The organism is Mesorhizobium kowhaii, from assembly GCF_003253745.1.
Lineage (GTDB): Bacteria > Pseudomonadota > Alphaproteobacteria > Rhizobiales > Rhizobiaceae > Mesorhizobium > Mesorhizobium kowhaii.
The window spans coordinates 69182-88595 of sequence record NZ_MZXV01000001.1; the positions used below are offsets into that span (position 1 = coordinate 69182).

The window sequence follows — 19414 nt, forward strand, 5'->3', positions numbered from 1 at the left end:
AGCAGCCGCGAGCTGAGATCTGCTTGCAAACATCCGTCCAGCATGGACCGCTCTTAAGGCATATTCCTGACGTTTCTAACCATCGAGCTCGGTAATGCGTAAATGATTATAGCGCACTCAAAAAAGTTTATTCTCATGTCGCCGTGGAAGACTGCGAGTTCTACATGTCACGCAAGTTTAGGTCAGTACAATGAGAGTGTGTATCCGCGTTTCTTTTATTATAATGGATTCCTCAATCGTGTTGTAACTCAACATGCCACTCTTGCCGATTTGACAGCGCTTCCCGAAGGCAAACTAGGATACAAAGTAGCGGCTTTTGTAAGGAACCCTTACGATCGTGCCTATTCTGGATTTATTCAAATACAGCGGGACTTTCAAGAGCAGCCCAAGGTAGAAATCGAGCCAGCTTGGATCACACATTTGTTGAGAGCGCAGATCGCTACTAACATGTCGCGAGTGATATCAGCAGGTTTCAACTTTGATGCTTGGATCAACTTATTGCCAGACTATGAAGTATATGAACCCGGTCACAACACAAACATGGTGCTGCACCCCTGCCATTATTGGACGCACGTGAATGGTGAGCAGCTCGTAGGGTTTGTCGGAAAGGTCGAGCAATTCGAGCACGACTTCCATCGATTTTGTGACTACGTGGACATTGAGCCGCCGGTAGTTCAACTGTCGAATGTCTCTGAACATGAGACCGAACCGACGACAGGTGACACCTGCAAATATGCCGGGAGAATGTCTAGGCGAGCATTGGACCGTATAAACGAACTTTTCGCCAAAGACTTTGAGCTTTTTGGATATGATATGCTCTGACGTTTGCAGAAAATCGATACCACCTCCGGTCAAGGGTCATCGTACTCATTAAGGCATGCCATTGCATCAAGCTGCTCTGATTTCACCTGTTGCAACAGTCCGTTGTTGAATGGATGGGCGAATATGACCAATCATGCCGACTTCGACCTTCGCCTTTGCCGGCGGCGATGCCTTCACCATTGGTGGCGTGCCTATCTCCAAGGACAGCGCAATGATCGAAGCCGGCTTCGACCTGCAGATGTCGGCCAATGCCGCATTCGGTCTATCCTATGTCGGCCAGTTCGGCTCCCACACTGCGGACAACGGCGCCAGGGCCAACCTGAACGTCAGGTTCTGACGGCGACAGATAAGGACGATCGCCGGCTTTGGCCGGACGCCGAAGCTGCCAATCTCCCCTGCAAGGCGGAGATTGGCCGCCATCGACGCTTTCGCCAATCTCCAGCGCGTCCCACCGCTCACCACGACAGCGCGAAGGCGAGCTTGCCGAAATGCCGCCCGCCGGCCGCCCATACCGACGCCAGCTGCGCGCCTCTTTTCTGACAACGCCGGCAATCACTGGCGCTCGAAGCGACCAATCTATCGGGGAAACCCAGCTATCGATGCTCAATTTCCTGGAGCCGAACGTAGGCGTCATGCTGCTTTTTGTAGCAGTAATTCACCATGCCCCAATCCTGTGTCCATTGCGAAAGGCACTGACTGAGCATGTCTTTCTCGGCGACGCTGAGCGAGGATTTATGAATCTTCGCGACGGCGTCGATCGCGTCGATCTGCCTGCCGATGCAATACTCCTGCATCGAGTAGTCGTTAGCCCATTCGGCTTTGCAGTTGGCCTCAATGTCGGCTAGAGAGTCGGCCTGATCGTTGGCCAGCGCCGGATAGGCGCCGATGAATAGCAACGCTGCCAAAAATAAAAGTCTTACCACCTTCCCCTCCGACGGCGTTGAGCATGCCGGAACCTAGATGCCGGCGCAAGGCCGACTTTTCAACGGTTACAACGTCCGATAGCGGATCAAGTCACAACAATGTCCGGCTTGATTGCCGGAACCATTTCGGCTACTGGATTTTACCGGTCCGGGAACCCAAGCAATTTTTGGACCGTGGAGAGCCCGCCGTGCCGAAAGGTGGGCGGGCTCGTTTCGTTTGATTTGGGGCATAAGCGACCGCCCCATGCCGAGTTGATCTCAAGCCACTCTGACTTGGCCCGCTGGCTGCGCCCGGCGGGCTTTTGTGGGCGGCGTTCCCCCGGCAACGGATGCCTCGGACGCGGACTGGCAGCTTTTGAGCCTTTGAATGTCAGAAGCGGACCTTCATGCGCCTTGGGCACATCGACCTGGCCGGACGCTGGGCCTACATCAAATCCTCTGGTGCATAACCGTCCAACGCTCCCTTAAATGTGATCCAACGGATCCTACCTGCGGAGTTCCGGTCCCCTACAATTTGACGAGGAAATTCTGCTGATGCGTGGATTTCATTGTCAGCGAGGGATGGAGACATGCTCACTCTTACAATCAACGGACTATCACACGACGTCGATGTGCCGGAAGACATGCCGCTTCTGTGGGTGCTGCGCGACCATCTCAATCTGGTCGGCACCAAATATGGCTGTGGCATCGCCCAATGCGGCGTTTGCACTGTGCATGTGGGTGGCAAGCCGGTGCGTTCTTGCCAATTGACCATCGGCGATGTCGGCACCCGCGCCGTCGTCACCATTGAAGGGATTGGCAGCACGCCCAACGGCGCCAAAGTCCAGCAGGCCTGGATGGAAGCCGCAGTGCCGCAATGCGGCTATTGCCAAGCCGGCCAGATCATGTCGGCCACGGCGCTTCTCGACAGCAACCCTCAGCCCGACGATTCCGACATTGACGCGGCCATGGCGGGCAATATCTGCCGCTGCGGGACCTATATCCGCATCCGCCGGGCGATCAAGAACGCCGCTGCCAAATCGGCATGACCATGAAAAAAGCCATCGGTATCGTCGTCGCGGCCATTGCCGTTGTCGCACTTGGTTTCTCGGGCTGCCTGTTTCTTGGCCGGGATCCGATGTCCTTTGCCGGCGGCTCGACCGTGGCACTGGCAGCTTACCAGGGCGTCGATATCACCGGTGTTCCCGCCCAGCTTGCCAGTGCCGATCTGGTCAAGCGCGGCGAATATCTTACCCATGCCGCGGACTGCCAGGCCTGCCACACCGCTCCGGGCGGCGCCCCCTTCGCAGGCGGTTTCGCCTTCAACATGCCGTTCGGCACAATCTATTCCACAAACATCACGCCGGACAAGCAAACGGGCATCGGCAATTATACCGACGCCCAGTTCCTTGCGGCTGTGCACAAGGGCATTCGCGCCGACGGCGAAAAACTCTATCCCGCCATGCCCTACAGCTCCTATACCTACATGACGGATGCCGACGCGCTGGCCATCAAGGCCTATCTCTTCACGCTAGCGCCGGTACATGCCCCGGCCAGGCAGGACCAGCTTTCCTGGCCGTTCAGCCAGCGCAGCCTGCTGGCAATCTGGAACGTCGTGTTCAATCCCGACGAACGCTTCCGTCCCAACACCGGCCAGAGCCCGCAATGGAACAGAGGCGCCTATCTTGCCGAGGCGATGGGCCATTGCGGCGAATGCCATACACCGCGCAACCTGGCTTATGCGCCGGACAATCACGGCAAATTCGCTGGTGCCCCCACCGCGGGTTGGCGCGCCTACAACATCACAGGCGACAAGGATTCAGGCATTGGCAACTGGAGCGACCAGGATCTCTTTTCCTATCTTTCCACCGGTCATGCCAACGGCCATGGCGGCGCGGCCGGCCCGATGGGTGAAGCGGCCGACGACAGCCTGAGCTATCTGGTGCCGGACGACACCCATGCTCTTGTGGCTTATCTGCGCAGCATACCTTCCCATGCGAGCGACCTGCCGCGCACCGTCAAGACGGCGGCGCCCGCGTCGTACAAGGAGGGTGTGGCGGCGGAGTCCAATTCGCGAGGTGAAAAGATCTTCGCCGGCGCGTGCGCCAGCTGCCACGACTGGACTGGCGTGAGCCCGGTCACCGACTATGCCACTCTGACCGGCGTGCGTGCGGTGAACGATCCCAGTGCCACCAACGTGGCGCAGACGGTCATCAACGGCGTCAACCGCAAGACCGTCGAAGGCACGATCTTCATGCCTGCTTTTGGTGAGGGCTATTCCGACGACGACATTGCCGCCGTGGCCAACTATGTCACCGCCCGGTTTGGCGCCAAAGGCGCGAACCTGACAGGCAAGGATGTGGCGGATCTGCGCAAGCAGGCGGCCCAGCAATCCAAGGAGACCCCCAATGGCTGACACGCAATCCAGCTTTGCCCGGTCCGATGCTTACCTCTCGGCGCTGATACGCGAGGTTCGCTCCGTACCGACGGCCAGTGCGACGGTGACAATGGGACGGCGCACCTTCTTCAAGCTGGCCGGCGCTGGTGCCGCAGGACTGGTGCTGGGCTTTCACCTTGGAGGCGCAGCGTTCGCGGCGGATGGTGCGAACGTCGATACGGTTGATAGCAAGGACCAGGCGATGAACGCCTTCATCCGCATCGCTCCGGACAACACGATCACCATCTATTCCAAATGCCCGGAGATCGGCCAGGGCATCAAGACCTCTTTCGGCGTGATCATTGCCGACGAACTCGACGCCGACTGGAACCATGTCGTCATGGAGCAGGCGGACATCAATCCCAAGGTCTATGGCAGCCAGGGCGCGGGAGGTTCGACCTCGATCCCGCATGCCTGGGACCAGCTGCGTCAAGCCGGCGCCGGCGCCAAGGTGATGCTCATCGCCGCCGCGGCGGGACAGTGGGCAGTGGACTCGTCGCAGATTACCGCCAGGGATTCAATCTTGACCCATGCCGCCAGCGGTCGGTCCGCAACCTATGGGTCGCTTGCCGCGGCGGCAGCGAAAATGCCGGTGCCCGATCCCAGGGACCTGAAGCTGAAGACCCGGACCGAATACCGCCTGATCGGCAAGCGCTATCGCGGCGTCGACGATCCAAAGGTCGTCAGCGGCCAGCAGCTGTTCGGCATCGATGTCCAGCTCCCCGGCATGGTCTATGCCACCTACACCAAATGTCCGGCGGCGGGCGGCAAGGTCAAATCCTTCAATGTGGACGAGATCAAGGCCCAGCGCGGCGTGCTCGACGCCTTCGCGGTGGACGGCACCGGCATGATGGTCGAAGTGATGCCGGGCGTCGCCATCATCGCCAGGGACACCTGGAGCGCTTTCCAAGCCAAGAACAAGCTTCAGGTGGATTGGGACCTGAGCAAGGCGTCGACCGATTCGACGTCGCAATTCTCGGTCCAGGCCAGCAAGCTGGCGACCAGTTTCCCGCAAAAGGCCGACGACAAGGTCGGTGACGTGGACAAATCCTTCGCCAATGCCGCCAAGACCGTGGAGGCCTACTACGAATATCCTTTCGCCGCCCATGTGCCGCTGGAGCCGATGAACACCACGGCGTACTGGCATGACGGCGTGATGGAAATGTGGGTGCCCACCCAGCAGCCCGATCGCGGCTTGCCGCTGATTGGAAAAGTGGCAGGCATTGCGCCTGAAAAAGTCGTGATGCACCAGACCCGCGTTGGCGGCGGTTTCGGACGGCGGTTGGTCAATGACTATGCCTGCGAGGCCGCGGCCATCGCGCAGAAGGTCAACGCCCCGGTCAAGCTGCAATGGACCCGGGAAGACGATTTCGCCCACGATTTCTACCGGCCCGCCGGCTACCATCAGTTCAAGGGCGCGATCGACAAGAATGGCAGGCTCGATGCCTGGCGGGAACATTTCATCACTTTCACCGCCGACGGCAAGAAAGAAGCCTCGGGCGCCAACCTCACCGACAATCTGAGATATTCCATCAAGGCGCCAAACCTGCGCCGCGCCAAGACCATGTTGCCGCTGAGGATCCCCACCGGCGCCTGGCGCGCGCCGGGCGACAACGCCCAGGTCTTCGCAGCGCAGAGTTTCATGCATGAACTGTCGCTCGCGTCTGGCCGCGACCATGTCGAGTTCCTGATCGATGCAGTGAACCGCGACGTGCCTGAACTGGCGCCCAAGGACAAAAGCGTCAACTTCAGTCCCAAACGGGCCACCGACGTCATCAGGATGTGCGCCGAGAAGGCAGGCTGGGGAAAGACACTGCCGAAGCGCAGCGGTTTGGGTCTGGCCTGGTGTTATTCCCACGCCGGACACGTTGCGCAGGCCATTGAGCTTAGTGTCGATACCAACAAGCAGATCAAGATCGGTCGCATCGTGGTGGTGCTTGACGTCGGCCCAATCATTGACATGGCTGGCTCAGAAGCCCAGGCGCAGGGCGCGTCCACCGACGCTCTTTCCACCGCCATGGGTCTCAAGATCAACATCGAAAATGGCCGGATCCAAGAGCAGAACTACAATGCCTATCCGATCCTGCGCATGCCTTTCGCACCAATGACGATTGATGCCTATTTCATCCAATCGGACAATCCGCCGACAGGCATGGGCGAACCCGCCTTTCCGGCGCTGGCGCCAGCACTTGGCAACTCCATCTTCGCCGCCACCGGAGAGCGGGTGCGCCGCCTGCCATTGCGCGATCTGGGCTACGCGCTGGCAGTCTGACAGATCAATGCAGACTCAACTGCATGGGCCTTGACCACGGCTCATATGGTTTTTGCTTTCTTGAAGCTGCAATTCTTGGCGCAACCGCGACCTCCAGTGTGGTCGCCGGAGATCTCTGCTTTTGGGCAAACGGAAATTTGAACTCCACGACCGAGAGGAGGCGCAACGCTGACGTGAAGGTGACGTTCGGCATAGCTGCTTCTCCGCCATTTCATCCGCCTTCTGGTTTCAGAGATCGAAGGGCGAGCTGTTGCGAATGGCTTTGCGGGTGGTGTTGAAACGTCCTTACAACTCGATGCTTGGCATCAGCAAGCAGATGTAGCGCCAGCAGATCCTGCGCGCTCGTTCCAGGTCCTCTTCGATATATTCACCGGCGCTCTCCCAGAAGAAGCCGTCGATCAAACCGTGCGCTCCAGTCGAGGATGACGGCAGTCGGCTGGCGCTCCGCCCGGTCAAACAGGTCAAGCTGCTTTGGTTTCATCTATTGCACCGTGCCTATTGTTTATTAGACGGGGCGAATATAGCCAGATTTAGCACTTGCGCACGCGCGATTATTGCTCGACTGTCTAGCGAAAACGTGGGAGGCATATCATGCGCGCGATACTCGGAATTTTTGGTGTTATTCAGATCGGCGGTGCGATCTTGATCTTCCTGTTCGCCAAGTCCGAAATCCAAGAGATCCTGGGCTCGGTCTCGTTCGGTATGGGCGTCATGACGGTCGGCCTGTCGGGCGTGATTGCGTTGCTCGAAAAGCAGACGGTCGGCCTGTCGGGCGTAATTGCGTTGCTTGAAAAGCAGTTGGCGATTTCGACCGACCGAGGAAGCCTAGAGCGTGGCGAGGTTAAGGACCTACCGCCGAGCCGCCATTCTCTTGATTATTCTTATTTTGAGCATGCCGATTAGGCGCTGTCGTTTGGCACCTGCTGGCTCGAGCGCTTCGGCCGCAAGATGACCAAGGCATGCGACTGCTGGAACGACGAAAGCGAAAAGGGCGGTCGTCGTGGCGGTCGCGGCGGTGGCCGCTCGGAAGCCCGCGACGAATTCCGCGCCGCCCCCGCCGGCTGCGCGCGGCTCTCGGTGACTTCGTCGATGCCCCGGCCGACAAGCAGGTCGAGGCGATCAGCATTCTCAAAGCAGCCGCCGAGGCGCTAGAAGCGCTGTCATACTGCTGATCTCGCCCGCGCCGCCGCGCGTCTCCTGAGCGCGCAAAGACAAGACCGAAGAAGCGCGGGAGACCCGGGCTTTTCTCGTCTTCAGGCATGCCCGGGATCATTCCTTGCCGACATAGTCGCTGATCAGCATGTTGCGCCTTCCCGATTCTAATGGTCGTCTCGGTCGGCGCGGTACTCAGCGGGCGAACAGCTTTCTTATCCCTCGCAAGGGTGCTGTGAGTCGCCAACTGTGCGACGCGAGCAGCGCATTGCGCTCACCGACGACGCCGTCCCTGTCGCGCAAGAGGGCATCGCGTTCGGCGATCAACCTGTGTTGTGCGGTTGCGAGGTTGTTCCGCTCAGCGATCAGATTGTTGTGGTTAGAGGCTAGGGCATCGTGTGCGGCGATCAACCTGTCTTGGGCTGTTGCGAGGTTGTTCCGCTCAGCGATCAGATTGTTGTGGTTAGAAGCTAGGGCATCGTGTGCGGCGATCAACCTGTCTTGGGCTGTTGCGAGGTTGTTCCGGTCAGCAAGCAGACTGTTGTGGGCTTGGGCAAGCGCATCACGTTCGCCCGCCAGGACGCGAACTTCCGTGGACTGCTGTTCCAAAAAGGTTGTAAGTTTCGAATTCTCCTGGCGGATCCGCTCCGCCTCGGCGTTGAGCATGCCGTAGTCACCACGCAATTGCTCAACCGCCAATTCCTCCGCCGCCACCGCTGCCCCAAATGTTTCGCAGCCTTCATCAAATTTCGTTCGCACAAGGTCCAGCCGATCAAGCAAATCCCTGTTTTCACCGTCAGCAACGATGGCGGTCAGAATTTCGTAGGTCTCGCGGACCAAGGCTGTAATGTCCGGATGGTTCTGCATGTCTTCGAGGGTGGACCTTTCATGATAAAGGTCCGTCGTCAAAAACTGGTCGATCTTGACGTCGGGGCGGTCGGAACGAACGGGCCAGATCAGACCGGTTTTTTCGGCCGCGCGGTCCATATGATTTCGCCAGTCGATCAGTAATCCTTCATATGGGAGAAAGTATCGCGGCAGGTGTCGCGAATGATATTCGGCATCGAGCACGTGCCTGAGCCACAAAAGAAGCGATTTCGGCAGCGCAATCTTGTCCCGCCGCTGCAGCGAATATGCGATCTCAAGAGGATTGCGCACCGGTAGAAAAGCGATAGGACTGACATTCATCTCGGCCAAGATCGACGACATGAATGGAACAAATCTGCATATCCGGGGGTCCTTGATAATGATCAAGGGTTCGTCGCCGAACTCGTCGATGAGCAGCGCCTTTGTCTTCTGACGATGCCGCTCTGCTGCCTCCGAGTGTATCCATTGTGGATTGAGTTGACGCCAATCATGCCAGCAAGAGCCTGCCGATGCGAGCAGTTCGTCATGCGCTGCGACAAGGGGCAAACTCTCGAAGAATCCGAGCGGATTGGAGGCATTCAAGGGCAATAAGGTTTTCGGCCCGACAGCTCCCAGTGTGTTGACCACGCCGCCAAGCGCCGAGGTCCCGCTCCGGTGCATTCCAAGGACAAGGATGGCCTGCCGGTCCGGCGACGATGGTAGTCCGGCTATTTTGGTTATCAATCGAAGGTGCTTTGCATTCTGGTCCTGGTAAGGATCCTACGCTTAGATCAAACTGTGTCAAAACGTCAATTCTGTGAATGACCGCGGAACCCGGATTCCGCACATCGATGCGCGGGAAGGCATGTGTGAGGATGGCACGGGGGATCACCACGTTCATCCATACATTCTTGTCGCTGCCGATCATTTTCAGAGGTTCTGCCGCTGTGACCAGGGCCGCCTCTCCCTGCCCCACACCATAGTCACGACCGACCTGGGTTCCGGCCAGCACGGTGTCGGCTTTGTTGATCAGCAGAAGGTAGCCGTCATTGTCATCATCGGCGATGTTGCTCGCCTTTCTCGTCGCATGCTTGATTGTTCCGGACATCTGGCCAAGAACAATGGGCCCGATCGCCTCGGCTTCGATCGTGGCCTCGAAAGGCAGATTGCCGGATATTCCGTATTCGACCGACCATATCTCCGCGACATGGATATCTTGCCAGAGGGAAAATCGATCACGTTCGTTGAGATGCGGAGGCAATTGAGTCGATGAAAACGTCGTCTTTCGCGACAATGAAACACCCCCCAATAAACACCAGCTTCGAAAAATACCGAACGCGATGCTTCCCACTCGAAGGATAACTAGCAACATTATCGTTTGGTGTCTCAACCGATCAAACGTAACCGTTTAATTAGGGTCAGGACTCACTAATCAGAGCCAGAAGATCACGGCCGCTGCTATGCATAAGCTTGAGAAAAAGGTGTGGGCGCAGCGGTCGTATCGAATGTGAATACGACGCCAGTCTTTGAGTTTTCCGAACATGTTTTCGATCTTGTGACGTTGCTTGTAGGGCACAACATCATGCGGGATTGGGACCTTTCTGTTGGCCTTTGACGGAATGCAGGCGGTGATTCTGCGATCAGCCAGCGCCTTTCGAAACCAGTCGGCGTCGTATCCCTTGTCTGCAAGCATTGCTTTGGCCTTGGGCAAGGCTTTGAGCATAAGAGCGGCCCCTCTGAAATCGCTCATCTGGCCTTCGCTTAGCAACATGATCAAAGGTCGGCCCTGGCCATCGCACACCGCGTGTAGTTTCGAATTCAAACCACCTTTGGTCCGCCCGATACGTCTAGGAACATCCCCTTTTTTAACAGGCTGGCTGCCGTCTGATGTGCTTTCAAATGGGTAGCATCGATCATCAATTGTTCCGGCTTGCCGCGTCTGGCTGCGAGCAAGCCTGCTCCATCGGATGAAGCGATTATAAATCGTCTTGTGGGGACCATATTCTTTAGGCGCGTCGCGCCAGCGCAATCCGTTCCGAATAACGAAGACAATACCACTGATGATCCGGCGGTCGTCCACTCGCGGAATACCGTGCGACAATGGAAAGTATGGCTTAATGCGGCGCATCTGCGCCTCAGACAACAGCATCAAATCACTCATGGCAGCGCCTCCTTGCGCAACCATTGAATCAATCCGTCGATGACGCCGCAAGTGGCAAATGCCACCGTCCCCTGTAGGCCCAAGCCAGACATCGGGGTAAACTGGGCACCGTACTTCGCTTCTCCTTTGAGGTGGTAAGGTAGCGGATGCCCGTCTCGGCTTACTTCAAGGCAGGTTTGTTTGTGGTCGCCGCGGCTGCCGCATTGTTCGAAGCGGCCGGCACGATCGCTGTCCCGGGCTTTTGGGCCTATCTCGCAATCTTCGCTGTCGTCATGATCGTTTCGTTCGCGGCGCTCGATCCGGACCTCCTGCGCGAACGCATGCGGCCGGGTGGCAAGAAGCCGCCGCTCTCGCTGAGGGTCTTCTCGCTCGTTCTGTTCGTGCACTGGATCGTTGCCGGGCTTGACCGTGGCCGTTTCCATTGGAGCGACAACGTGCCCGATTGGCTTCAGGGCGTTTGCCTGTTCACGGTCGCGGCCGGCTACGCCCTTGCACTATGGGCTATGCGTGTGAACCGGTTTTTCTCCTCAGTCATTCGCATCCAGGCCGACCGCGGCCAGCACGTCGTCAGCACGGGGCCTTATGCCTTCGTCCGCCATCCTGGCTACACCGCTGGATTTCTGATCATAGCGGCAAGCGGACCCGCGCTCGGATCGTGGCTCGCGGCTGCGCTCGTTGTGCTCTTTAGCCTGCCGTTTCTGCTCTACCGCACCATCACGGAGGACCGAATTCTTCGCGCGGAGCTTGCGGGCTATTCGGATTACGCCGCGCGGGTCCGATGGCAACTTCTCCCGGGTATTTGGTGAGAGCCAAACCTCCTTAGGAAGCGTGCTTCGAAGGTCGTCGCGGCCTGCCAATGCAGCTAATTTTTGCCGTGGTCCCTTAGGCTCACGTTTTGGTTCCGATGTCTGAAATTGGCGCACCCGCGACGTCCACCGCGGTCGCCGGTAATGTCCGCTTAAAGACAGGCGCCCAGCTAACTTTAACGACGGGGTGAGGCGCACTGCCGCCCGGCAGCCTGGGGGCCGGAAGCGGAATGGCAGCTTTCCGTTCGATGGGCGCATAGGCACCTTGGCGCAGTAGGCTGTCGTCGGGCCGTTAAGGTTAAAGTTCTGTATACTTGCCAATTCTCTAAATTAGGGTTTCCAAATGGTAAAACGCTAATGTAGGGTCCGCGGCACCGAGTACGCCTGTTCCGCGATCGCGCGACATGGGGGGCGTCCGGGTGATCAAAAATGAGCGCGAGTCGCTCCCAAACAGGACAGGAGAAGTAAATGGCCGACTATACGTTGCCGTACAATGGGTCCAACACGCTGGACCTTTCGAATGAAGCGAACACCGACGGCAATAGCAGCCAAACGAACGACACAATTACCGGCAGCAGCGGCGATGATAGCATCACAGCCGGAGCTGCAACGGAACAGAACTGGACCACTGGATCGTCCGCGCATCCTGTTGTGCAAGTCGTCCAGGACAACGATACGATCATTGAGTCCCAGGGCACGAATAATCTCACGGGCGGATACGGAAACGATACGTTCGAGTTCCATCTAAACCTGCAAGGCTCCGCCCCCACACTCCACACCGAATATTACCACGATGGGGCTGTCCCCACCCAGACAAGCGGCGCCAATACGAACGGCGTGTGGAATTCGTACGCATCCAACCTCGAAGACTGGCGTGCCGCAATGGACGCTTTGCACGGCGACGACACGAACCAAGACACGACCCACGTTGACTACACGTACAGCAGCGGCAAGACAGCCAAGACGGGAAGCGTGGATTACGATAACTCGTTCTCGTGGCTTGAGGGTGGCGGCTACACCACAAATACCAGCACAAACTACATTCACGACTTTGGGAACGGTCACGACAACATCGCTCTTGATATCACCGCGGACCAGTTTGCTGCAGCCGGCGGAACTATCACCACGGACGGGACCGATACCACCGTTCACATCGGCAGTTTCGACATTGTCGTGCTCGGGGTACACGACGTAGGCGAAGTGGGGGCTCACCTCAACTTCGCGTCGGCAGTCTAAACATATCTGAGGGGCGGCACGGCAACGTGCCGCTCCTGTTCGATGAGCCGGCCGAATATGGCCAAGTCCTTTCCGTGACGCGTTCCCGCCCGCTTCCGAAGCTTATGCGCTGCGGGCCTCATTGAGTTTGCCCCGCCATGACGCCAACCAGTAACCTGCTCGCAGAAACCTTCGCGCGCTGCCGCGGCGGCTTTGTCGCCGTCGGCGCCTTCAGCTTCGTCATCAACCTGCTCGTGCTGTCGACTTCTGTCTATATGCTGCAGGTCTATGACCGGGTGCTGCCGGGCCGCAGCGTCGAGACACTGATCTACCTGACGCTGATTGCGACGATGGCGCTCGCGGCAATGGGTGCGCTCGAGTTTTTCCGCTCCCGCCTGCTGGTTCGCCTCGGCGTCTGGATCGACCGCGTGCTCGCGCCGCAGGTGCTGGGACGCGGCCTGGAAAATGCACTGCGTGGCTTCCCCTATCGAACCGAAGCCCTGCGCGATCTCGCCACCGTGCGTGGCTATCTGGGCGGCGGCGGGATCATGGCACTGTTCGACGCACCCTGGATGCCGCTCTATCTCATCTTCATCTTCCTGCTGCACCCGCTGCTCGGGCTGCTTGCGCTCGGCGGTGCAGTTATCCTCTTCGCGCTCGCGCTCGCCAATAACGCACTGACCGCGGGGACGCTCAAACAAGCCAACGCTGCTTCTGCTCGCGCTTACCAAGCGATAGACGCCGGCTTCCGGAATGCCGAAGTGATCGCCGGAATGGGGATGGGCGGCGTGCTCATGCGACGCTGGGACGCAGCCAATGCGGGAGTGCTCGCGCTGCAATCGCGCGCCAGCGACCGCGCCGGTCTGATCAACGCCTTCACCAAACCGTTCCGGATGTTTCTGCAGGTGGCGGTGCTGGGCCTTGGCGCGTGGCTGTCGCTGCGTCATGAAGTCTCGCCCGGCGCCATGGTTGCCGCCTCGATTGTCATGTCGCGCGCGCTTGCCCCGGTCGAGCAGGCGATCGCCACGTGGAAGCAGACGGCGGGCGCGCGCGAGGCCTGGGGCCGGCTCGCTCGGCTGTTCGAGGCCCCGCCGCTTCGCCCCACCGGGATGGAACTGCCGAAGCCGCAGGGGCAGCTTTCGGCCGAAGCCGTCACTTATACGCCGGCAGCCGCCAAGGCGCCGGTGTTGAGGAACGTCACCTTCTCGCTGTCGCCCGGCCAAGTCTTGGCGGTGATCGGTCCGTCGGCGGCGGGCAAGTCGACGCTCGCCCGGCTCATCGTCGGCATGGCTGCGCCGCAACACGGCCAACTGCGGCTTGATGGCGCGGACGTGTTTGCCTGGGACCGGAGCGATTTCGGCCGGCACGTCGGCTATCTGCCGCAGGACGTCGAGCTATTTCCAGGTACGATCCGCGAAAACATTGCGCGCATGGAGCAAGGCGACCCGGCCACGATCGTCGCCGCCGCCCAAATGGCCGGGGTGCACGAGATGATTCTTAGGCTGCCCAAGGGATACGAAACAGAGATCGGGGAGCAGGGTTCGGCGCTCTCCGGCGGGCAGCGTCAGCGCATTGGGCTTGCCCGGGCACTCTATGGCCGCCCGGCACTTGTGGTGTTGGACGAGCCGAATTCTAGCCTCGATGCAGCCGGAGAAGAGAGGCTGAACCAGGCGATCGTTGCGATGAAAGAGGCCGGCTCGACCGTCGTGATCGTTGCGCATAGGCCCTCCCTGATGGCTCTTGTCGATAGCGTGCTGGTGCTCAACGAGGGCCAGGTGCAGATGTTCGGCCGGCGCGACGAAGTGCTTTCGCAGCTCCGTCGCGGCCAGTCTCCCGTGGCCATGCCGCAGGTCCGGGTAGTAAGCTCCGAAAGGGAAGCATCGTGAGGAACGCAGCCCGCCTGCCTGCCGGAATGTTGGAGCTGGCGGCGCCGCCCCCCTATCCGCCGCTTCGCGGTAACGTGGTCGGCGGCCTTGTCGTGATCGGGCTGATGTTCGGCTGCTTCGGCTTCTGGGCGGCAACCGCCCCGCTAACGAGCGCGGCGGTTGCTCCGGGCGTCGTCAAGGTCGACAGCAACCGCAAGACCGTCCAGCATCTGGAAGGCGGTATCATCCGGGAAATCCTGATCCGCGAGGGAGATGCAGTCAAGCAAGGCCAGGTGCTGGTTCGGCTCGACGGGCTTGATGCCGATTCGGATCGCGACTCCGTGCGCGATCAGGTCGATGCGCTGCTCGCCAGCGAAGCTCGCCTGACGGCGCAGCGCGACAGCCTCCCCAGGATTTCGTTTCCGCTAGAGCTGCTGGCCCGGCGGGGCGAGCCGTCCGTCGCCGAGGCGATTGCTGGACAGGAGCGCATTTTTTCGGACCAGGCCGAGGTGCTGAAGTCCGAGGTCGAAGTCTGGCATCAGCGGAGCGCCCAGTATCAGGCGCAGATGTTGGCGCTGACCTCGCAGATCAACGCGGTCGAGCAGCAGACACCTTCCCTTCAGGAGGAGCTAAAGGACGCCCGGACACTGCTCAAGAAGGGGTTTGGAGTGAAGTCTCGCGCGCTGGGTCTGGAGCGGCAGCTCGCCGCCAACAAAGGCGATGCCGACGCGAACCGGGCGCGCATCGAAAGCCTTCGACAGCAAATCGCGGAGGCTGAGGCGCAGATCGAGAATGTCAGGGCGACTCAGGTCAAGACCGCTTCCGAGGATCTTCGCGAGGCTCAGATCAAGCGCTCTGAGTTTGAAAAGGCGCTCCTGAAGACCGGCGCACGTGCTGAGCGCCGGGACATTCTGGCGCCCGAGGACGGAGTGGTAATGAACCTTCGCTATGTCACGCCGGGCGGGGTCGTCGCCCCGGGCGGCGACATCCTCGACCTCGTGCCTGTCCAGGACAAGATGGTGCTGGATGTGAGAATTCAGCCGCTCGATATCGACGTCGTCCGTCCGGGCCTGCCGGCAACGGTGCGTCTCGTCGCGTTCAAGCAGCGTGTGACACCAACGCTGGATGGGGTGCTGACGCGCATTTCTGCTGATGCGGCGGTCGACGAGCGGAGCGGAGCGACCTACTTCACGGCGACCGTAGAGGTGGACGCCGACCAGTTCAAAGGGCTCCCGCACGTGAAGCTATATCCGGGCATGCCTGTCGACGTCTCGATCGTGACGGGTGAGCGCACCATGCTCGAATACCTATTCCAGCCCCTCGCCGACAGCTTTGCGCATGCTTTCAGGGAGGACTGATCGGATTGAACGCTGACATGCGAGGAGAGAGGGACGAGCCGCTGGGCTGGATGCCTGAAACGCGAAAAGGCGCAATCCTACAGCGCCGTCAGTCATCACTCAAACAGGCCATCACAATACCGAGGTTGCAGCTAGGGAGGCGCTTGCTCAATTGATCGACGCAGAGGTCAATCAGAGCGCGGGCTCGTGAAAACCTTTGGGTGGAACGCCTACCAGAAATCGCGGTGACGCAACAACCCGGGTGCGGCTGATCTGGTGACCGGATCAGCAGGCATTTTGGCAATCGGTGCGGCAACTTCGAGGTGCTGCCGCCCAAATATCGCTTCTAACTCAAACGACGGCGAAGCTCAGCTTGGAAAATTCCGCGCGCCTGGCCAATGCCGCAGAACCCGATATGCGTGATGAAGGGGATTACTGTTGAGGTTGACACGCCGTAAAACCGCCACCACCCAGCAGAATAACAATAAGAACTATGACCAGAATTGTGGTGATATCCTCTTCCGACCGGACATGGTCGAAGGTCTCCATGATGTCGTCGGCGAATGGCACGGAAGGTCTAAGCTGGGCGAACTCATAGTATCCAGAATGAGCACAACTCGACCGAGGAGTGAAGGGTACTTACGCCTTCTTCGCAAACGCCCACACCATCAGCGGGTACTCGTCGTCGTTGCTCAAGTCGCGCCAGAGGCCGTAGGCGCGGACGGGGCCGCCGATATGGGCCCTGGCGCAGGCCTTGTTGCCCCAGCCGTGGACCTTGACGTTGGCTTCGGAAAAGCCGCCCTCGACCATCAGCTGCTTCAGGCCGGCGGGGGTCCACCTGTTATAGTCGTGCGGCCTGGCGTGGACCCGGAACAGGAAGGGTGTCGCCACCATTGCCCAGCCGCCGGACCTGGTCATGGCGTGGATGTTTTGCACCGCGGCCTGCGGCCGCTGCACATGTTCCAGCACCTGGTCGGCGATGACGATGGAATATTGCTCGTCGGTGCGGTCCTTGCAGATGTCGAAATTGGGGAAATCGACCGACCTGTAATTGGGGCACATCGCTCGCCAATAGCGGTTCCAGCCGGGCGATATCTCGATCACGTCTGCGGCTTTACGGTTTCCCGCTTCGAGGAAGACGGTGAACGCTTCGATCTGGCGGATGCGCAGCCAGTTGCGGGAATCATAGCCAAGCAGCCGCTTTGCGATATGTTTGCCTCGGTTCTTCAAGGCGCCAGCAAGGCTCGTCGTGGTCATTTCGACCCTCCTGTGCCCGCCCGCATCAGGCCTATAGCATCGTCAAATGCGCAAAAGATGACATCGTTGCGCTGTGTGTATCAAGCTTTCGGGCGGGCCCTTCTCCCACAACAAGGGAGAAGGGAAGATCAATACGTCGCCTCGCTCAATAGTCGCCGTTATAATACCGGTCGTCGCAAGGGGCGGTGTAGATGCGGCCGTCGCGGTCCTGATAGCGGCACATCTGTTCGCCGCGGCGCTGCGGCTGCGGGGTGGTGGCTGAGCCGACGACCGCGCCGAGAAGGGCGCCGCTGGCCGCACCGATGACCGTGCTCTTGGTGTTGCCGCCAATGGCCTGGCCGACGAGGGCGCCGCCGGCGCCGCCGATCAGCGCGCCGGTTCCGGCTCTCTGCTGGCCTTCGGTCTGTGCGCAGCCTGCAAGTGCTGCAGTCATCAGCACGGCGGCAATGGCTTTGTGAAAGTTCATATGAAGTCTCCCTTGAAGGCCTGAAATCCCTATGGCTCGCCACGTGCCGCCGCATTGCGGCGGAACGGGGGCACCAGGCCTCACGATATAAGACACGGCTTCTCGGGCGTTGAACTGTTTGGTCCTCAAATCGGAATGTGACAGCGCCTGGGATATCAGGAAATGAAACGCCGAGCGCCGATGCAATGGCGCACTGGGATTCACCTCAATCCGTGCCCGATGATGCTCGCATTCGAGACAAACTGGACAGGTTTCCCTAACCAAATCGCAGTCTGCCGATCTATATCCTGCGAGCTCGATACCGTGGCGCGAGGCGATGGGAAAAGCATCGGCGACCCAGAACTCCGGACGGCGCGAGGTGCGCGCGGCTCAGTATCTGCGTATGTCCACCGAGTACCAGACTTACTCCATCGAAAACCAGAGGGATGCGATCCGCGACTATGCGGATGTCATGGGCTACGACATCGTTGCCACATATGAAGACCCCGGCCGGAGTGGACTTAGCATCGGAGGGCGTCCTGGTCTGAGGCGGCTACTGCGCGATGTCGAGAGCGGCCAGGCCGATTTTGAGACGGTTGTGGTCTATGACGTCAGCCGTTGGGGGCGCTTCCAGAACATCGACGAAAGCGCCTCCTACGAATATCGATGCCAGATGGCTGGGGTGCGGATCGAGTTTTGCGCCGAGCAATTTGCGAACGACGGTAGCATCGGGTCCGATGTGCTTAAGGCGATCAAACGCACCATGGCCGCCGAGTTGAGCCGCATGCTTTCGCAGAAGACATTCATCGGGCAAAGCCGGATAATCAAGATGGGTTTCCGAGGGGGCGGCTACGCGGGATATGGTTTCCGGCGCCTCATGGTTGACGCATCCGGGAACCCCAAAACCATCCTCAAGCAACGGGAGTATAAAAGCCTGGTGACGGACCGGGTCATCCTTGTGCCTGGACCGGCAGATGAAATTGCAATCGTCCGCTGGATTTTCGGCCAGTTTGTCAAAAAGGGCAAACGGGCCGTCGAAATCGCAATTGCGCTGAACGAGCGCGGCGTGGTGACGGATCTGAACCAGCCATGGTCGACCAGTTCCGTACGTACGGTGCTGACCAACGAAAAATATATCGGCAACAATGTGTGGAATCGCAAATCCACCAGGCTTCATAGCAAGCGGGTTGGCAATCCTGTGAGCACCTGGGTCCGCGTGGAAAATGCGTCCGAGCCGCTCGTCAGTCGCGATCTCTTCAACCGCGCGCAGGCCATCGCAAAAGCACGCGCTTGCCGGATCAGCAATGAGCAGATGCTGGTTGACCTTTCCAAGCTTCTGGAAAAGCGGGGGTGGTTATCGGCGTCGATCATCAACGCTGCGCCCGACTGCTCGAAGAAAAGCCTTTACATTCATCGCTTTGGAAGCCTTCAGGTCGCTTATAGGCTGATAGGATTTGAGGCCTCGCTGAATTACCGGTATTTCGACCTCAACAACCAGCTTCATCGGCGCCGACTGGAGCTAATTGAGGATCTTGTGGCCGCAATCGGCAAGGCAGGCGGAGTGGCCTATTACGACGCCAAGACGGGGCTTTTGCGGATCAATGAGGAGTTCACCGTCGCGATATGGGTCGCACGCTACCGCCCCACAAGCTACGGTTATCCTCGCTGGCCATTTAGGAGGCGGCGTGAGACCGTGTCCGACATTTCGGTGTTGATAAGGATGAAGACCGACAATGTCACGGTACGCGACTACCTGATCGCGCCGGCAGATGACGCACAACGCGCCCCACCTATGCTAAGATCAAACAGTGGTACGCGCCTCGATGCTTTCCTTTTCCAGTCGTTGGATCCTCTGGTGGAGTTGGCAAAGCGAGCGCCGATCGAGCTAGGCTCATAG

Annotated in this window: 17 protein-coding genes; 11 read left to right on the plus strand and 6 right to left on the minus strand. The window is 59.3% G+C overall.

All coding sequences use genetic code 11. The annotated features are described in order from the left end of the window. Nucleotides 1–198 precede the first annotated feature (198 nt). Both B5V02_RS00390 and B5V02_RS00395 read left to right on the plus strand, forming a co-directional pair. Nucleotides 199–822: a sulfotransferase family 2 domain-containing protein gene (locus B5V02_RS00390; RefSeq protein ID WP_245445557.1), complete on the plus strand. Its 624-nt coding sequence runs from the start codon at nt 199–201 to the stop codon at nt 820–822. Nucleotides 823–955: 133 nt separating this feature from the next. Beyond that, complete coding sequence (locus tag B5V02_RS00395) at nt 956–1159, plus strand: autotransporter outer membrane beta-barrel domain-containing protein (protein WP_111542312.1); 204 nt, start codon at nt 956–958, stop codon at nt 1157–1159. Between the two features lie 256 nt (nt 1160–1415). Here B5V02_RS00395 and B5V02_RS00400 read toward each other — a convergent pair whose 3' ends face one another. Beyond that, nucleotides 1416–1745 (minus strand): hypothetical protein, encoded by a 330-nt coding sequence (locus tag B5V02_RS00400; protein WP_146605982.1) that lies wholly within the window; start codon nt 1743–1745, stop codon nt 1416–1418. 569 nt (nt 1746–2314) lie between these two features. On the opposite strand from B5V02_RS00400, the gene B5V02_RS00405 reads away from it, so the two are divergent. The 4 genes from B5V02_RS00405 to B5V02_RS00420 all read left to right on the plus strand — a co-directional run bounded on the left by B5V02_RS00405 (nt 2315) and on the right by B5V02_RS00420 (nt 7336). Then, nucleotides 2315–2773 (plus strand): (2Fe-2S)-binding protein, encoded by a 459-nt coding sequence (locus tag B5V02_RS00405; protein WP_111542314.1) that lies wholly within the window; start codon nt 2315–2317, stop codon nt 2771–2773. A gap of 2 nt (nt 2774–2775) precedes the next feature. Beyond that, a complete protein-coding gene (locus tag B5V02_RS00410; protein ID WP_111542339.1) occupies nt 2776–4140 on the plus strand; it encodes a c-type cytochrome in 1365 nt (454 codons plus the stop codon). Next, nucleotides 4133–6433, plus strand: coding sequence for a xanthine dehydrogenase family protein molybdopterin-binding subunit (locus tag B5V02_RS00415; protein ID WP_167458310.1), 2301 nt, complete (start codon nt 4133–4135; stop codon nt 6431–6433). Before B5V02_RS00410 ends, B5V02_RS00415 begins: the two co-directional genes overlap by 8 nt. 591 nt (nt 6434–7024) lie before the next feature. Beyond that, the gene (locus tag B5V02_RS00420; RefSeq protein WP_111542316.1) at nt 7025–7336 is read left to right on the plus strand and encodes a hypothetical protein; all 312 of its coding nucleotides are present in this window, start codon (nt 7025–7027) and stop codon (nt 7334–7336) included. A gap of 444 nt (nt 7337–7780) precedes the next feature. On the opposite strand, the gene B5V02_RS00430 is transcribed toward B5V02_RS00420, so the two are convergent. The 3 genes from B5V02_RS00430 to B5V02_RS00440 all read right to left on the minus strand — a co-directional run bounded on the left by B5V02_RS00430 (nt 7781) and on the right by B5V02_RS00440 (nt 10592). Next, nucleotides 7781–9079, minus strand: coding sequence for a sulfotransferase family protein (locus tag B5V02_RS00430; RefSeq protein WP_245445558.1), 1299 nt, complete (start codon nt 9077–9079; stop codon nt 7781–7783). After that, nucleotides 8976–9725 carry a hypothetical protein gene (locus B5V02_RS41300; RefSeq protein WP_245445559.1) on the minus strand — a complete coding sequence of 250 codons (750 nt, stop codon included), beginning with the start codon at nt 9723–9725 and terminating at the stop codon, nt 8976–8978. Before B5V02_RS41300 ends, B5V02_RS00430 begins: the two co-directional genes overlap by 104 nt. A gap of 138 nt (nt 9726–9863) precedes the next feature. Continuing rightward, on the minus strand, nt 9864–10592 hold the full coding sequence (locus tag B5V02_RS00440; protein ID WP_245445560.1) for an IS5 family transposase: 729 nt from the start codon (nt 10590–10592) through the stop codon (nt 9864–9866). Nucleotides 10593–10738: 146 nt separating this feature from the next. Here B5V02_RS00440 and B5V02_RS00445 point away from each other — a divergent pair, with 146 nt between their 5' ends. From B5V02_RS00445 to B5V02_RS00460, 4 genes are all read left to right on the plus strand, one after another. Beyond that, a complete protein-coding gene (locus B5V02_RS00445) occupies nt 10739–11398 on the plus strand; it encodes a methyltransferase family protein (RefSeq protein ID WP_111542318.1) in 660 nt (219 codons plus the stop codon). Between the two features lie 468 nt (nt 11399–11866). Then, on the plus strand, nt 11867–12634 hold the full coding sequence (locus B5V02_RS00450; RefSeq protein ID WP_111542319.1) for a hypothetical protein: 768 nt from the start codon (nt 11867–11869) through the stop codon (nt 12632–12634). A gap of 137 nt (nt 12635–12771) precedes the next feature. Then, the gene (locus tag B5V02_RS00455; RefSeq protein WP_111542320.1) at nt 12772–14499 is read left to right on the plus strand and encodes a type I secretion system permease/ATPase; all 1728 of its coding nucleotides are present in this window, start codon (nt 12772–12774) and stop codon (nt 14497–14499) included. Beyond that, on the plus strand, nt 14496–15836 hold the full coding sequence (locus B5V02_RS00460) for an HlyD family type I secretion periplasmic adaptor subunit (protein ID WP_146605983.1): 1341 nt from the start codon (nt 14496–14498) through the stop codon (nt 15834–15836). Before B5V02_RS00455 ends, B5V02_RS00460 begins: the two co-directional genes overlap by 4 nt. Before the next feature lie 618 nt (nt 15837–16454). On the opposite strand, the gene B5V02_RS00465 is transcribed toward B5V02_RS00460, so the two are convergent. Then, complete coding sequence (locus B5V02_RS00465) at nt 16455–17072, minus strand: class I SAM-dependent methyltransferase (protein WP_111542322.1); 618 nt, start codon at nt 17070–17072, stop codon at nt 16455–16457. A 145-nt stretch (nt 17073–17217) separates the two neighbouring features. Then, nucleotides 17218–17538: a YMGG-like glycine zipper-containing protein gene (locus tag B5V02_RS00470; RefSeq protein WP_095091384.1), complete on the minus strand. Its 321-nt coding sequence runs from the start codon at nt 17536–17538 to the stop codon at nt 17218–17220. Nucleotides 17539–17854: 316 nt separating this feature from the next. Between B5V02_RS00470 and B5V02_RS00475 the strand changes: the two genes are divergently transcribed. After that, a complete protein-coding gene (locus B5V02_RS00475; protein ID WP_245445561.1) occupies nt 17855–19414 on the plus strand; it encodes a recombinase family protein in 1560 nt (519 codons plus the stop codon).

Coding starts and splice junctions, on each gene's coding strand:
- B5V02_RS00475 (WP_245445561.1), top strand. CDS start 17,855: ATGGGAAAAGCATCGGCGACCCAGAACTCCGGACGGCGCGAGGTGCGC.
- B5V02_RS00405 (WP_111542314.1), top strand. CDS start 2,315: ATGCTCACTCTTACAATCAACGGACTATCACACGACGTCGATGTGCCG.
- B5V02_RS00455 (WP_111542320.1), top strand. CDS start 12,772: ATGACGCCAACCAGTAACCTGCTCGCAGAAACCTTCGCGCGCTGCCGC.
- B5V02_RS00415 (WP_167458310.1), top strand. CDS start 4,133: ATGGCTGACACGCAATCCAGCTTTGCCCGGTCCGATGCTTACCTCTCG.
- B5V02_RS00440 (WP_245445560.1), bottom strand. CDS start 10,592: ATGAGTGATTTGATGCTGTTGTCTGAGGCGCAGATGCGCCGCATTAAG.
- B5V02_RS00410 (WP_111542339.1), top strand. CDS start 2,776: ATGAAAAAAGCCATCGGTATCGTCGTCGCGGCCATTGCCGTTGTCGCA.
- B5V02_RS00395 (WP_111542312.1), top strand. CDS start 956: ATGCCGACTTCGACCTTCGCCTTTGCCGGCGGCGATGCCTTCACCATT.
- B5V02_RS00450 (WP_111542319.1), top strand. CDS start 11,867: ATGGCCGACTATACGTTGCCGTACAATGGGTCCAACACGCTGGACCTT.
- B5V02_RS00420 (WP_111542316.1), top strand. CDS start 7,025: ATGCGCGCGATACTCGGAATTTTTGGTGTTATTCAGATCGGCGGTGCG.
- B5V02_RS00445 (WP_111542318.1), top strand. CDS start 10,739: ATGCCCGTCTCGGCTTACTTCAAGGCAGGTTTGTTTGTGGTCGCCGCG.
- B5V02_RS00465 (WP_111542322.1), bottom strand. CDS start 17,072: ATGACCACGACGAGCCTTGCTGGCGCCTTGAAGAACCGAGGCAAACAT.
- B5V02_RS00470 (WP_095091384.1), bottom strand. CDS start 17,538: ATGAACTTTCACAAAGCCATTGCCGCCGTGCTGATGACTGCAGCACTT.